Raw genomic sequence first — 13,211 nt, 5'->3', positions numbered from 1 at the left:
TTTCCTCTCGTCTGCTTCAACTTAGTACGAGATGAGCCGGTCTTGTGGTCGCGAAACTAACGTTCCGGCTTTCTCGAAAGCCGCAGCGAAAGTATCGGGGCCAGCGAAGTTGATCAACCACGCTACCGGCGAATGGGGTATGTCTACCAACGACTAGTGCATAGTCTGGCGTTACAGTGGTACCTGGCTGCCTGCCTGCCGGGCACTCACCAAGTGCGGCAAAGCGGGTTCGCCGGGTTGGCTTAGTCTGGGCTGTTGCTGCAGGCGCAACCGCCCGGTATTTCGGCACCGCACCTACCAACCCATCTTCGCGAAGCCCTCTTCGGATGTCGCGAACACCGGATCGACCTGGCCGCACTCATCTTCGCCGTCGAACGACAGCCAACTCTTGGCATCACTAGCCTTCAGGCCGTATTGGGTGGCGAGTTTGGCAACCGCGGCGGGATTGCTATAGATGCCGGAACCGACGTGGAACACGTTGCCCTTACGGATGAAGCAGGCATTCGCCAGGTTGGCATCGCTGAAATGGACACCCGAAGTGTTGGGATACGCTGTCGCGGTGCCCACTGCGGTGAGCGTCGCGGCTAAAGTTGCAGCCTTCAAGACGACGGTCTTCCTCATATTTGCATTCCCTTCGTGGTGGCATCAGCCTATGGGCTGGGAGTTCCCGCAAGACGGATAACGCCTAGGTCCAGCGTTGGCTTGAGATGGCACAGCCGGTGTCCACAATCGCAGCAACCCTAGGGGTCAGTAGGGCGACCGTTTACCGCGTTCTCGCTGAGGACGGCGCAGCAGGCTAGTGAGGCTTACCTAAGCCCGGATGTCTTCCCCTGCGACACGAATACGCCTAAGCCAGCGTTGATGCGCGTTAGAGCGCCGGGGGCGCCGAATCGGGAGCCAAGCGCGCTGCGCTTTTCGGCGATACCAGGGGTGTGTGTGAGGGGGGCTTCGGTGCGCGACATCCCACCTCGTACGGCCAGCACCTTCTCTCTCTCCGACGTGAGCACCCGATCGGTGAGTTGCACGAACCCCTTTCCCTTAAGGGGAGTGTCGGCGGGACTTCCGCTCAAGATCCTGAACTCCACTCAAGATCGTCGCCATCAAATCGGCTACCCACCGGATCAAGCGGCATCAGCGGCATCAGCGGCATCAGCGGCATCAGCGGCGGTGGCGGCGGCGAACGACGACCGACGACGACCGACGACGGCGAACGACGACCGAACGACGCCGACTGGCAACGACGGGCAGTGTCAACCTCAAGCGAGGACTAGCCACTAGGTGCGCGTGTTATGGAACCATAACGCTAGGATTATGTTGCGCACCTAGAACATATGGTGCTACGTCTCGCTGACTCGACCGGACGAGTGCGTGCGCATCTAACCCGCTATTGAACTGCTAAAACGACGATCTGACCTAACCGGACTGGCGGGGTCATGTTCCGGCTCCATAACATATTAATCATGTTATGGTACTATGACATCATGTCTCATCCACGGGTCGATCGACAGCTCATGCAACTTGGTTCAGCGTTGCGCAACGCGCGGATCGAAGCTGGGCTGACCCAGGATGAGCTAGGTGATCGTGCCGGTGTCTCCCGACAGTTGGTCAGTCGCGTGGAGTCCGGTAGCCCCAGGGGGGAGGTGGGCCGTGTTGCCCAAATCGCAGCAGCGCTCGGCTACAGGCTCACCATCACCCCACGCAAGTCGCCGAAGCCGACGAGTGATCGCAGAACGGTGAAGGAATATCTAGATGAAATCAAACGGTTCGCTCACACTGAACCCTTGAATCCCCCTGGCGAGGTCAGATGACTGAGCTAGTCGTAGCACTCAGTGGTCGGATCATCGGAGCAATTACTCAGGTCGATGGCAAACCCAGATTTACCTACATCGACGAGTATGCAGACGACCCAGACGCAACTCCGTTATCGCTGTCGATGCCGCTTGCGATAGGGAAAAACTACGACTATCGCGTCACCGCACCTTGGCTTTCTAACTTGCTTCCAGACGACGACCGGGTCCGTGAGAATTGGGCGCGTGAAATGGGAGTTTCAGCCAGCAACGCGACTGAACTACTTGAGCAGGTCGGCCACGATGTCGCGGGTGCGGTGCAACTAGCAGCCCCGGCCGAGATTGAGAACGTCCTTGCCCGACAGGGAAGTTTGGAGGTCGTCTCGGAGGCAATAATCGGAAAGCGCCTACGCGAACTGGTTTCTCATCCATCTCACTGGGCAGACGCCGACGAGGGATGGAGCCTCGCCGGTGCTCAATCAAAGTTCACCGTAGCTCGAACGCCAGATAATGAATGGGCGTGGGCACACGGTAGTGCACCTAGCACGCACATCATCAAACCTGGTATCGGGCGCTATCCAGGCCAAGCCCTCAATGAACACCTTTGCCTCCGCGCGCTTGAACAGGTAGGGATCGTCACGGCGAAGACAGATTTCACGTCATTCGACGGAGTCGAAGCGATTGCTGTAGAACGTTACGATCGACTCCGTCTTCCGAACGGCACGATCGTGCGGATTCACCAAGAAGACATGTGCCAAGCACTGTCGGTCTGGCCGCAGAACAAGTACACATCCAACGGGGGGCCGTCGGCCGTCGACATCAGTAAACTGCTATCGAAAGTTGCTTCTCAACGTGACGTCGACCGATTCACGGATGTCGTAGTTGCGCAGTATCTCTTAGGCGCACCGGACGGTCACGCCAAGAACTACTCGGCAATCCTTGATGGCGAGGATGTCACGCTCGCGCCCATTTATGACGTTGCGAGCATTCTCCCGTACGAGCGCCGGGAGGGATCAGGTCTTGATCGCGTCGCGATGTCACTCGGCGGCCACAACAAGTTTGGCGACGTAAGAATGAGGCACATCGAACGCTTCGCGACCAACACTGGAACCGACCCCGACCGGCTTGTTGCCCGAACTCGCGAAATGATGACAGACTTGCCAGCCGTAATCTCCGACGTTGCGTCGAAGAGCAGTGGGGAGGGGCTAGCAGAGTTGAGCGAGGCGCTGGTGCGCGAAACTAGAGCACTGGCTGCCACCCTCGACGCCTAGGTGGCAGGCATTCCCGTCCGCAGTGCGTCCGCAGTGGTTCCAACAATGCTCATCATGAGCCAACGGCTCCAACCTCCTAGCATGCGGGTTTAGCCCGCCACCAACGCTGTCATCGACTCAAACGCCCAAGTCGTCTCGTTCGCATCGAGAAGGTCAGGGGTTCGATTCCCCTTAGCTCCACAGAGGTTGGGTAGCTGGTCAGATCGGTCGATCGGCTTTGCGCACGTGTTGATCCGCCAGCGTCGCCGCTATTTCGAACAGCCGTAGCCGGCTCTGCGGGCGAAGCTCGTACTGCGTGTCGATAATGCCGCCTTTGGCAAGGTGCGGATCGTGCGGCATGTATTCGGCGCGGATCTCGGCCTCGGTGAACAGATCGGTGAGGTAACGTCGCGCATTCGGAGTGGCGTGGTTCCGGCTGTTGTTGAGGACGACCATCGAACGCGCCAACAGGTCGTGGTAGTCCATTGAACGCAGCAGATCGATGGAACGCGCGACCGGCAGTGCGGTATCACCGGTAAGTCCGGACACAAAGACCAAGGCGTCGCAGGAGTTGAATACCGCCTTCATCACCGGATGGTCCAGATTGTCCGACGTGTCGATCAGGACGATCTGGTGTGTGCGGCGCAGCCGGGCCAGCGCCTCGTTCAGCATCGAAGGCACTAGCGGACGAGGCTGGTCGGACGTCCGATTGCCCGACAGCACGTCCAAGCCGATGCTGTTGTGGCCCAGATGTTCTCGGATATCGGTGTAGCCCCGAACATCGATCTTGGCGATGATCTCGGTGTAGCCGTCGGGTGAGGCGGTGTCGATCCGGTCGGCCAACGTCCCGAAGCCCGGTGTGGCGTCGATCGCTACGACGTTGTCTGATCGCGATTCCCGGAATATGCCGCCGATGCACGTGGTCATCGTGGTTTTTCCGACGCCGCCTTTACCGGACACCACGCCGATGACCAAGTGTTTGTGCATGCGCTGACGGATCTGGTCGCGGAGTGCGCGGTAATGCTGTTCAAGCGGTGATTCCCCGGCATTGATGCCGCGGAATGAGGCGGCATAAACGAGTTTGCGCCAGCCGGAGGCCGGTGCGGCTTTCCGTGGCGCTTGCAGATCCGGCATATGCAGGATCTCGGCGATCGGGTAATGCCGATGGGGACGTCGACCTGCTTCGCTGCGGATCCGGTGGGCACCTGCCTGATTCGGACGCCGATGCGAACCCCGTTCCGTGCCGGCAGTGCTCCACTCATGCGGCATCGGTGACGGTCGGTGCAGGTCGGTCACGAGGCATTAGTAGCACGGGCGGTCAATTGCTAATAGACAATTTATGACAGCAAGACACAACTGTTTGCCGGTCGTTACGATCCGGTGCCGCGACGGGCCAGGGAAGTCCCGGGATCGGCTGATCCGTCGACGAACATGCGCCGCGCCCCAGGCGGCGGCCTCATCTGGACAATCACCTCTAAAGCGTATGACCATGATCGGCGGTACCTGGGCCCAACTGGGTAGAAATCCTCAATCATTGACGGATCAGGGGCGATGGTCATACGCTATTGGCAATTATGTCTCCTCAAGGCCGACGCAGGTCTAGCGGAAGGGCGTGAATGTCGATGGCTGTGAACCGCGCCGCCCCCAGCGTCTTTGACGCTGGGCTTCCCGCCGTCGATTACGACCTGACTGCCACTCCGCACGACATCCTCGAAGACCTCCGGCTCGCCCGATCACGCGCGCCCATCGCCATCGGGCCACTGGGCCCGGAAATCCTGTCTTACGAGCTGACGCGCGACATATTGCGCGACAACAGATTCCGTCTGCCGCCCGGCATCACTCTGGCCGCGCAGGGCATCACATCGGGCCCGTTGTTCGACAAGCTGGCGAGCAGCCTCCTGGGCCTGGACGGCCCACCCCATACTCGGTTGCGCAAGCTGGTTTCCAAGGCGTTCACCCCCCGCGCCACATCGCGCCTCCACGACACGATCCACGAGGTGGTCAACGGACTGATTGATCGAGTGATGGACGCCGGGCGGTGTGACGTCGTGGCCGACATCGCGCGTCCCTACCCCACGCCGATCATGTGCGCACTGCTCGGTGCGCCTCGCGCGGACTGGCAGTTGTTCGCGGACTGGACCGAGGAGGTGTTCAAGGCCTTCAACTTCCAGCCAGATGCCACCTTTGACGAAGCTGCGATCATGCGCGCCTGGAGCGAACTCGACGCCTACGTCGACGACATGGTCGCCGCCCGCCGAGGCAATCTGACCGATGATCTGCTCTCCGAGCTCATCCGCGCCGAAAGCGAAGGCGAGCGTCTGAGTCTCGACGAACTCCGCATGCTGGTTGCCGGCTTCCTGATGGCGGGGACGGATACGACACGGAACCAACTGGCGGCGTCGGTCCAGGTCCTCTGCGAGCATCCGGATCAATGGGCGAAGCTGCGCGACCATCCAGAACTTGCGATGCAGGCGGTCGAGGAGAGCATGCGTCACTCACCGGCGGCCTGCATCGTGCCGCGAACCGCCGTCGACGATGTCGAGTTCGGCGGCTACCTGTTCCCGGCAGGAACATTTGTGCTGGCGAACACCTTTGCCGCCAACCGAGATCCAGCGATCTATGACGATGCCGACCGCTTCGACATTGCGCGCAGGGACCTCCCCGCAATTCTGACGTTCGGTGGCGGCGCGCATTACTGCCTGGGGGCGAACCTCGCACGCCGGGAACTGGCCGAAGCACTGACAGTGCTCACCCGCCGGCTCCCCGCCGCCCATCGCGTGGGTCCGGCCCCATGGAAACCGGTGCTCGGAATGACGGGTCCGACAACACTTTCGATCGAGTTCACCAGCGAAAGGCTGGTGACGGCCGATGCGTAGTCGAGGCTGGGCGGGTTCGACGCCCGCATCGGATGAGGAAGCCATCTCGCGCATCCTGAGTGCGGTGGACGAGGAGGTCGCCGAGCGCGGAGCGGCGGTGCGCCTAGCCGACGTCGCCCGCAGGCTCGGGGTTACGCGCCAGACGGTGTACCGCTACTTTCCCAATGCCGACGCGCTGCTCATCGCCAGTGCGATGCGTGCGGTCAACGGATTCATCGACCAGATCGCAGACCACGTCAGCGGCCTCAACGACCCGGTTGCCGCGGTGGTTGAAAGCATCTCGTTCGGAGTTGAGAACCTCTCCGGTGATCCGCAGCTGGAAAGCCTGTTGACCCGGCGAGATGAAGGCGAAGCCATCGTCTCGCTGACCTCCGACACGGCAATCACGTTCTGCCTGTCTGTTTTTCACCGCTTCGATGTGGATTGGAAGCTTCACGGCTTCGATGCTGCGGCTCTGCGTGAACTCGCCGAGATGACCTTGCGCACGGTGCAGTCCCTGTTGACCGATCATGGGCACGTGCCGCGCACCGGACTCGCGTTACGCGGCTTCATCGCTCGATGGTTGGGGCCGGCCATTCTCTATCCACGATTGACGGCACTGCCGGCTCAGGGGCGGGACGGGCTCAGCCCTGGGGGCCGGTAGGAGTGATGTGGTTGCTCAATACCGGTCCGGAGCCGCCCGGGGGCGCGGAGTTCTCGGGCGGAGGGGGGAGCGGCGCCGGGTCGGGCATGTGCCCGGGTTCGTCGGGGAGAACGTTGTCGGCGCGGACCTGGTAGGTGTCCTGGCTTGATATCCGGGTGCTGACCCAGCCACCGGGGTAGTACGTGCAGTTGCTGTAGTACCTGCGGTTCGAACAGCGACTGGTCGCGTTCTCGTAGTGGGCGGGAATGCCGATGATCCGGTTGCGTGTCCAGTAGCCGTCTGGCCGGATCGGCGAATCGCAGATCACCCGCGTTTCTCTGCCCAGAAAGCCCCAGGGACGCGAATCGCAGTTGGCGGGGAGGTCGGCGCGGGCGACCGGGGGACTGTAGAAGCCGGCGAAGGCAACCGCGCCGAAGGTGACGATGCCGATGATCGAACCGGTGATCAGATGGGTGGACATGGGGGCGTAATCCTTAGATTTCGGCTTACAACAACACACGCTCTGACGGACCAGGCAAACATCAGTTCACCGTTTGTTAACCGTACCGTCACTTTCCGTACACGTCATTTCGAAGGCGGTCTGGCGGCGGAGGTAGCGATAGCGAGGTAGTGGTAAGACCGTGTTCATGTCAGTTCGCGCCGCCGCACAATCGGTTGGCGACGTGTCTAGCGCCCGGGACGCCTGGCGGCTGTTGGAGCCCCTGCACGCGGTCGTCTACTTCGCACCGGAACCCCTGGCCGCACTCGACGCCGCCGGCTATCGCGGATTCTGGATGGGCTACTTCGCGGGCCGTGCCGCGCCACTGGGTGCGGTCGGCGCCGAAGTCGTGCATGCGGCGTTCTACAACTTCTCTTTCGAACGGGTCGCCAAGGCGCTGCCGGCCGCGTGGCGCTTCGCCCCGCCCGAAGCTGCCCTCCAGGCACGCCAAGTGGGTGCCGTCGCCGCCTTGCGGCGCCAGCTCGCGGATCTGGCGGAGGGTCCCGAGGTGGCCCGCGCCGCCGAGCTCGCCTCGCGAGCGGCGGCGGAGGTGCCTCTCGCCGGCCGGGTGCTGGGTGCTGCGAATCATGCACTTCCGCTGCCCGAACAGCCCTTGGCGCGGTTGTGGCACGCGGCCACGGTGCTGCGTGAGCACCGGGGCGACGGCCACGTCGCGGCTCTTCTGGCTGCCGGCGTCGAGGGCCGCGAATCCCATGTGTTCCACGCCCTGGCCTCGGGAACCCCGCGCCATACCTACACCGTCGCCCGCGACTTCACCGATGACGAATGGAACCGGCTGGCGAACGCACTGCGCGACAAGGGCCTTGCCGGAACCGACGGGCTCACCGCGGAAGGCGTCCGGCTCAAGGCGCAGATCGAAGAACAAACCGATCGGCTCGCCGCTGCGGGCTATGACGCGCTGACCGATACCGAACGGCACGACTTGATCCGTGCGCTGCACCCGCTGACCCGGGCCGTGGTGGCGGCCGGTGAGATCCCTCTTGATTCGCCGATGGGCCTTGATCTTCGCCCTCTCCTCGAACGGCAGTGAGCGGTAGGATTTCCCACGTGGCTCAGTCTGGCCGGCCGGACATGTCCGCCTACGAGCGCAAGCAATGGGACGCGCTGCTGGACGCGGCCACCGGCGCGGAATCGCCCCGGTGGTTTGAAGGCCTGAGTCAGGGCATCGCGGATCGCGCCAAAGACGTGGTTTCCCAAGTCCGCTCCGGGGTTGAACAGGTCCCGGGCGCCACGGCGGCCATGGGCAAGGTGGACCAGCTCACCACCAAGGCCCTGGAAACTCTGCACACCGTGCTGGTCGAGCGTGGACTCAATTCGGTCAAGCCGGCCAACGTCTTCGCGATGTTCGCCGACGAAGGCATCAGCGTGCAGTCCTATGCGCAGGTCAAGAACCTCGACCTGAAGCATTGCGATAGCTCGGTCCCGCGCCGCAAGGAGCGCTACGTCGTCTTGGCGGTGGCCGAAGGTGCGGCGTCGTCGCTGGCGGTGACGGGTTCGGCGGTGTCGAGCGCGGTGACCGGCGGCACCACATTGCCGGTCGCTGCGTCGGCCGTTGTGGCCGACGTGACCGCGGTGCTGGTGGGTATGGGCCGGATCGTGGCATTGGTTGCGGCGCATTACGGTTACGACGTTCGCGAGCCAGACGAGCAGGCGTTCGCCTCGGGGGTCATCGCTTATTCCACCGCCGGCAACTCCGCGGAGAAGGCCGCAGCCTTGGCCTCGCTGTCGCGATTGACCCAGCAGATGATGCGTCAGGAGTCGTGGCACCAACTGCAGCCGCAGCAGGCCGACAACGTGATCAGTCAGGTCTGGATGGCGCTGGGATTCCGGCTGGCCAAACGCAAGCTGGCGCAGGCGGTTCCGATCCTGGGCGCGGTGGTCAATGGTGGGCTCAACGCCCGTATCGCGCAGCAGACATTCGAACGCTCACAACAGGCCTATCGGCTGCGGTTCCTCACCGAGAAGTACGACCTGGACGCCGGCCTGTGGGCGCCGGCGGTGATTGCCGGCGGCGATGTCGACATCCCGCTGGTCGACGAGATACTCGACCGGTCAGCTGGTCGACTCCAACCCGGCGATGAAGATCTGCAGCAGCCGTAGGACGGTCGACTCGAAGTCGGTGACCATTGGCCGGGTGGCATCCGGGTCCATCCAGGCCCACGCGGTGCCGGTGAAGGCGTGCACCGCCGCGGTCAGGGTTCCGAGCTGGTCGTCGGAGAGCGGCAGCCAGGGTTGTAGCGCCGAACCGAGACGCCGTTGCGCGTCGCTGGCCTGGGCGAGCAGGACCCGCATCTCGTCGGGGCCGAGCTTGGCGATCAGTGCCGGTGACGCTGCGATGAGGTCGCACAGGACGGGGCGAGCGGCGAGCGTGTGAGCCAGGGCTGTCGCCGGGCCGGTGTGCGGCAGTTCGCCGGTCAGCGCGTCGATCCAGGCCAGGTGCTCCTCATGCATCACCCGCAGCAGCAGCGCCTCCCGCGACCCGGCGTAGCGCAGGATGCCCGACTTCGCCAGACCGGCCGCCGCGGCTACGTCGCCCAGCGTCAGAGCGGTGGCCCGGGTCTGCGTCAGCAGCGCGCGGGTGGCGGCGGTGAGCTGCGTCAACCGGTCGTGGCGCTGCGCCTCGTTGCGCGCGCGCGCGAACGGCAGGGGGCGGGGTGCTGGCACCAACCCATAATAGAACAACGTTCTGTTATCGTCTCGGCCATGGTTCACCGCTACGAATGCGTCATCTTGAGCCGCACCACGGCCACACCGCAGACCCTGTTCGCTCTCGTCTCCGATGGCGCCGGGTGGTCCAGATGGGCTGCGCCGTTGATCCCGTACTCGACATGGGAGTCGCTGAGCCCGGCCGGCGATAGTGGCGTAGGGGCGATCCGCGCTGTCGGGAGGCGCAAACGGCCGACCCGCGAGATGGTCACCATCCACGAGCCTCCCGGCCGCCACGGTTACACCATGCTCATCGATGGCCCGATCCGCGACTATCAAGCCGAGGTGACCTTCGTTGAGGACTCCGAGGGCACCCAGGTGACGTGGCGTGGGCGGTACGAGACGCGTTGGCGCGTCGTGGGTGTGGCCTACTGGCTGGTCCTGCGGGTGGTGCTCGGGACGCTGACGCGCAAGCTCGTCGCGGCCGCCGAGCGCAAGGCCGGCTAGGCCGACGAATCAGTGCAGGGTGTCAGGGCACAGTTCGTGCTGCGCGATGTCGATCACCGGGCGCAGGTTGACGGTCAGATCGTCGACCATCGACGGACCGCCGAACGACGGTCGGCGCACGTAATCGTTGACGACCTGGTCGGGGGTGGAGCCGCCGCGCAATTGGCTGCAGAACCGGTGTCCCGCCGACAGGCGCGCATTGGGGGGACCGGACTTGAAGACGCCGTTGGCGTCGAGTGCCGCGAGATAGCTGGCGTCGTCGGCGTAGGCCGGAGCGCTGCCGAGCAGGGCGATGGCGGCGCTCCCGACGAACACGGCGGCACCCAGAATCCGATTCATACCGGCGATGCTAAGCGATAAGGGGTCCAAAGCACGTTGACTCTGCGTCCATGGCGGAGAAGTGCGAGTGCACCCCGCCATGGACGCAGAGTCAACAGAGGCTAGATCAGGCCCAGCGCGGTCATCGCGTCGGCGACCTGGATGAAGCCGGCGATGTTGGCGCCCAGCACGTAGTTGCCGGGGGCGCCGTACTCGTCGGCGGTGACCAGGCAGCGGTGGTGGATGCTCTGCATGATCGCCGCCAGCCGCTGCTCGGTGTACTCGAAGCTCCACGAGTCCCGCGACGCGTTCTGCTGCATCTCCAGCGCGCTGGTGGCCACACCACCGGCGTTGGCCGCCTTGCCCGGGGCCACGGTCACACCGGCCTCGCTGAACAGCTTCACGGCCTCCGGGGTGCACGGCATGTTGGCGCCCTCGGCGACGATCTTGCAGCCGTTGCGGGCCAGCGTGGCGGCGTGGTTGCCGTCCAGCTCGTTCTGGGTGGCCGAGGGGATCGCGATCTGGCAGGCCACGTCCCAGATGGAGCCGTCGCTGACGAACTGGGTCGCCCCGCCGCGGGCCTTGGCGTAGGCCTCGATCCGGTCGCGCTTGACCTCTTTGATCTCCTTGAGCAGCTCCAGGTCGATACCCTTCTCGTCGACGATGTAGCCGCTGGAGTCCGAAGCGGCCACCACGGTGCCGCCGAGCTGGTGGATCTTCTCGATGGCGTAGATCGCCACGTTGCCCGAACCCGAGACCACGGCCCGCTTGCCCTCGAAGGAGTCCTTGGAGGTCTTGAGGATCTCGTCGGCGAAGAACACCGCGCCGTAACCGGTCGCCTCGGTGCGGACCTGCGACCCGCCCCAGGTCAGGCCCTTGCCGGTCAGCACACCCGACTCGTAGCGGTTGGTGATGCGCTTGTACTGGCCGAACAGGTAACCGATCTCGCGGCCGCCCACGCCGATGTCACCGGCCGGAACGTCGGTGTACTCGCCCAGGTGGCGGTAGAGCTCGGTCATGAAGGACTGGCAGAACCGCATGATCTCGTTGTCGGAGCGGCCCTTGGGGTCGAAGTCCGACCCGCCCTTACCGCCGCCGATGGGCAGACCGGTCAGGGAGTTCTTGAAGATCTGCTCGAAGCCCAGGAACTTGATGATCCCCAGGTACACCGACGGGTGGAAGCGCAGGCCGCCCTTGAAGGGGCCCAGGGCCGAGTTGAACTCCACCCGGAAACCCCGGTTGATCTGCACGTCGCCGTTGTCGTCGAGCCACGGCACCCGGAAGATGATCTGGCGCTCGGGCTCGCACATCCGTCGGATGACGGCGCGATCCACGTACTCGGGGTGCTTGGTCACCACCGGGCCGAGGCTGCTGAGCACCTCGAAAACGGCCTGATGGAACTCGGCCTCACCGGGGTTGCGCCGGAGCACCTCGTCGTAGATGTCGTGCAGCTTCGGATTCAGTTCGGTCATATTGGATGATCTCTTCCTCGCGTGTCGCAGTCAGCGGCCACAGGCTAGCGGCCGGAATCGCTAACGCCGAATCCTGGCCGTTACATCATTGTTAAATCATTAACATTCGCGGGGCACCGGTTAACCTTGGTTGGCGAACAAGGGGCGGAGCACTTCCATGGTGATGTCGCGGCGGGACCCGGATTCCGCAGCACCCGATGGAGCTCTACCCGCCGCCGACCTCGCCGAGATGGAGATCTTCGCCGGGTGCTCCGCGGCTGATCTGGCGCCGCTGGCCGCCGGGTTGCGGCCCCTGCAGGCCCCTGCCGGTGCCGAACTGATGCGGCAAGGCGAGCAGGCGCTGTCGTTCCTCCTGATCTCGTCGGGATCAGCCCAGGTCAAGCATATCGGCGACGACGGCACCGTGGTAGTCAACGAAGTGACGTCCGGCATGGTGGTCGGTGAGATCGCGCTGCTGCGCAAGGGTCTGCGAACGGCGACCGTCACCACCTCGACGCCGCTGACCGGCTGGATCGGTGACGAGCAGGCCTTCCACGCGATGGTGCATGTGCCCGAGGTCATGGGTCGGCTGGTGCGTATCGCGCGTCAGCGCCTGGCGGCCTATCTTTCCGCCGTCCCGATCCGGGCCCGCGACGGCACCGAGCTGCTGTTGCGGCCGGTGTTGCCCGGCGACAGCGCGCGAACCGTCTCAGGCCATGTCGAATTCTCCGGCGAGACGCTCTACCGGCGGTTCCAGACCACCCGGACCCCGAGTCCGGCCCTGATGCACTACTTGTTCGAGGTCGACTACGTCGACCACTTCGTGTGGGTCATCACTGAGCCCGACGGCTCGTTCGTCGCCGACGGGCGATTCGTCCGCGATCCCGACAACCCGACCTTCGCCGAGGTCGCGTTCATCGTCGGCGACAGCTACCAGGGCCGCGGCATCGGCACCTACCTGATGGGGGCGGTGGCGGTGATCGCGCGGCTCGAGGGCATCGAGAAGTTCACCGCGCGGGTGCTCTCGGAGAATGCGCCCATGCGCGCCATCCTTGATCATCTGGGCGCCTTCTGGGAGCGCGACGACCCGGGCGTTGTCACCACCGTCCTCGATGTTCCCGGCGAGGACCAGCTGCCGTTCGACCGTGCGACCGCCGATCAGATTAAAGAGGTTGGCCGCCAAGCGATCCAAGCCGTGGGGTAACCGCTGCCAACGGCCCAGGTCGCGTTGGGT

General features: G+C 64.0%; 14 protein-coding genes and 1 pseudogene. 9 read left to right on the top strand and 6 right to left on the bottom strand.

The genetic code is table 11. The annotated features are described in order from the left end of the window. Positions 1-294: 294 nt before the first annotated feature. Positions 295-621, bottom strand: a complete 327-nt coding sequence (locus ACJH5R_RS01190; protein WP_406781107.1) for a hypothetical protein — start codon at positions 619-621, stop codon at positions 295-297. A 71-nt stretch (positions 622-692) separates the two neighbouring features. On the opposite strand from ACJH5R_RS01190, the pseudogene ACJH5R_RS01185 reads away from it, so the two are divergent. From ACJH5R_RS01185 to ACJH5R_RS01175, 3 genes and pseudogenes are all read left to right on the top strand, one after another. Beyond that, positions 693-800 (top strand): annotated as a pseudogene (locus ACJH5R_RS01185) (helix-turn-helix domain-containing protein); the annotation flags it as partial. A 633-nt stretch (positions 801-1,433) separates the two neighbouring features. Further along, a complete protein-coding gene (locus ACJH5R_RS01180; RefSeq protein WP_406781106.1) occupies positions 1,434-1,808 on the top strand; it encodes a helix-turn-helix domain-containing protein in 375 nt (124 codons plus the stop codon). After that, complete coding sequence (locus ACJH5R_RS01175) at positions 1,805-3,058, top strand: type II toxin-antitoxin system HipA family toxin (protein WP_406781105.1); 1,254 nt, start codon at positions 1,805-1,807, stop codon at positions 3,056-3,058. The genes ACJH5R_RS01180 and ACJH5R_RS01175 overlap by 4 nt, the downstream gene beginning before the upstream one ends. 198 nt (positions 3,059-3,256) lie before the next feature. Here ACJH5R_RS01175 and ACJH5R_RS01170 read toward each other — a convergent pair whose 3' ends face one another. Continuing rightward, positions 3,257-4,306, bottom strand: a complete 1,050-nt coding sequence (locus ACJH5R_RS01170; RefSeq protein ID WP_406781353.1) for a MinD/ParA family protein — start codon at positions 4,304-4,306, stop codon at positions 3,257-3,259. Positions 4,307-4,659: 353 nt separating this feature from the next. On the opposite strand from ACJH5R_RS01170, the gene ACJH5R_RS01165 reads away from it, so the two are divergent. Both ACJH5R_RS01165 and ACJH5R_RS01160 read left to right on the top strand, forming a co-directional pair. Next, positions 4,660-5,913 (top strand): cytochrome P450, encoded by a 1,254-nt coding sequence (locus tag ACJH5R_RS01165; protein ID WP_406781352.1) that lies wholly within the window; start codon positions 4,660-4,662, stop codon positions 5,911-5,913. Beyond that, positions 5,906-6,556, top strand: coding sequence for a TetR/AcrR family transcriptional regulator (locus tag ACJH5R_RS01160; RefSeq protein ID WP_406781104.1), 651 nt, complete (start codon positions 5,906-5,908; stop codon positions 6,554-6,556). Before ACJH5R_RS01165 ends, ACJH5R_RS01160 begins: the two co-directional genes overlap by 8 nt. Here the strand turns inward: ACJH5R_RS01160 and ACJH5R_RS01155 are convergent. Continuing rightward, positions 6,537-7,016: a hypothetical protein gene (locus tag ACJH5R_RS01155; protein ID WP_406781103.1), complete on the bottom strand. Its 480-nt coding sequence runs from the start codon at positions 7,014-7,016 to the stop codon at positions 6,537-6,539. The two genes, ACJH5R_RS01160 and ACJH5R_RS01155, sit on opposite strands and share 20 nt — an antisense overlap. Before the next feature lie 166 nt (positions 7,017-7,182). Here ACJH5R_RS01155 and ACJH5R_RS01150 point away from each other — a divergent pair, with 166 nt between their 5' ends. Both ACJH5R_RS01150 and ACJH5R_RS01145 read left to right on the top strand, forming a co-directional pair. After that, the gene (locus ACJH5R_RS01150) at positions 7,183-8,085 is read left to right on the top strand and encodes an SCO6745 family protein (RefSeq protein ID WP_406756028.1); all 903 of its coding nucleotides are present in this window, start codon (positions 7,183-7,185) and stop codon (positions 8,083-8,085) included. 17 nt (positions 8,086-8,102) lie between these two features. Further along, positions 8,103-9,155 carry an EcsC family protein gene (locus ACJH5R_RS01145; protein WP_406756027.1) on the top strand — a complete coding sequence of 351 codons (1,053 nt, stop codon included), beginning with the start codon at positions 8,103-8,105 and terminating at the stop codon, positions 9,153-9,155. Here ACJH5R_RS01145 and ACJH5R_RS01140 read toward each other — a convergent pair. Then, a complete protein-coding gene (locus ACJH5R_RS01140; protein ID WP_406781102.1) occupies positions 9,108-9,719 on the bottom strand; it encodes a TetR/AcrR family transcriptional regulator in 612 nt (203 codons plus the stop codon). The two genes, ACJH5R_RS01145 and ACJH5R_RS01140, sit on opposite strands and share 48 nt — an antisense overlap. A gap of 39 nt (positions 9,720-9,758) precedes the next feature. Between ACJH5R_RS01140 and ACJH5R_RS01135 the strand changes: the two genes are divergently transcribed. Then, entirely contained in the window at positions 9,759-10,208 is a 450-nt protein-coding gene (locus ACJH5R_RS01135) for an SRPBCC family protein (protein ID WP_406781101.1), read from the top strand. Between the two features lie 9 nt (positions 10,209-10,217). Here the strand turns inward: ACJH5R_RS01135 and ACJH5R_RS01130 are convergent, their stop codons facing one another. Then, positions 10,218-10,547, bottom strand: coding sequence for a DUF732 domain-containing protein (locus ACJH5R_RS01130; RefSeq protein ID WP_406781100.1), 330 nt, complete (start codon positions 10,545-10,547; stop codon positions 10,218-10,220). A 101-nt stretch (positions 10,548-10,648) separates the two neighbouring features. Continuing rightward, positions 10,649-11,998, bottom strand: a complete 1,350-nt coding sequence (gdhA, locus tag ACJH5R_RS01125) for an NADP-specific glutamate dehydrogenase (RefSeq protein WP_406781099.1) — start codon at positions 11,996-11,998, stop codon at positions 10,649-10,651. Positions 11,999-12,155: 157 nt separating this feature from the next. Between gdhA and ACJH5R_RS01120 the strand changes: the two genes are divergently transcribed. Beyond that, a complete protein-coding gene (locus ACJH5R_RS01120) occupies positions 12,156-13,181 on the top strand; it encodes a GNAT family N-acetyltransferase (RefSeq protein ID WP_406756023.1) in 1,026 nt (341 codons plus the stop codon). Positions 13,182-13,211 lie beyond the last annotated feature (30 nt).

It is taken from the genome of Mycobacterium sp. SMC-19 (assembly GCF_045310815.1).
Lineage (GTDB): Bacteria > Actinomycetota > Actinomycetes > Mycobacteriales > Mycobacteriaceae > Mycobacterium.
This window is presented reverse-complemented; position numbering and strand designations above follow the sequence as displayed.

Bases quoted from the DNA above. Each gene is read 5' to 3' on its own strand.
- gdhA (WP_406781099.1), bottom strand. From the start codon at position 11,998: ATGACCGAACTGAATCCGAAGCTGCACGACATCTACGACGAGGTGCTC.
- ACJH5R_RS01150 (WP_406756028.1), top strand. From the start codon at position 7,183: ATGTCAGTTCGCGCCGCCGCACAATCGGTTGGCGACGTGTCTAGCGCC.
- ACJH5R_RS01190 (WP_406781107.1), bottom strand. From the start codon at position 621: ATGAGGAAGACCGTCGTCTTGAAGGCTGCAACTTTAGCCGCGACGCTC.
- ACJH5R_RS01170 (WP_406781353.1), bottom strand. From the start codon at position 4,306: ATGCCGCATGAGTGGAGCACTGCCGGCACGGAACGGGGTTCGCATCGG.
- ACJH5R_RS01180 (WP_406781106.1), top strand. From the start codon at position 1,434: ATGTTCCGGCTCCATAACATATTAATCATGTTATGGTACTATGACATC.
- ACJH5R_RS01135 (WP_406781101.1), top strand. From the start codon at position 9,759: ATGGTTCACCGCTACGAATGCGTCATCTTGAGCCGCACCACGGCCACA.
- ACJH5R_RS01120 (WP_406756023.1), top strand. From the start codon at position 12,156: ATGGTGATGTCGCGGCGGGACCCGGATTCCGCAGCACCCGATGGAGCT.
- ACJH5R_RS01130 (WP_406781100.1), bottom strand. From the start codon at position 10,547: ATGAATCGGATTCTGGGTGCCGCCGTGTTCGTCGGGAGCGCCGCCATC.
- ACJH5R_RS01175 (WP_406781105.1), top strand. From the start codon at position 1,805: ATGACTGAGCTAGTCGTAGCACTCAGTGGTCGGATCATCGGAGCAATT.
- ACJH5R_RS01155 (WP_406781103.1), bottom strand. From the start codon at position 7,016: ATGTCCACCCATCTGATCACCGGTTCGATCATCGGCATCGTCACCTTC.
- ACJH5R_RS01165 (WP_406781352.1), top strand. From the start codon at position 4,660: ATGGCTGTGAACCGCGCCGCCCCCAGCGTCTTTGACGCTGGGCTTCCC.
- ACJH5R_RS01160 (WP_406781104.1), top strand. From the start codon at position 5,906: ATGCGTAGTCGAGGCTGGGCGGGTTCGACGCCCGCATCGGATGAGGAA.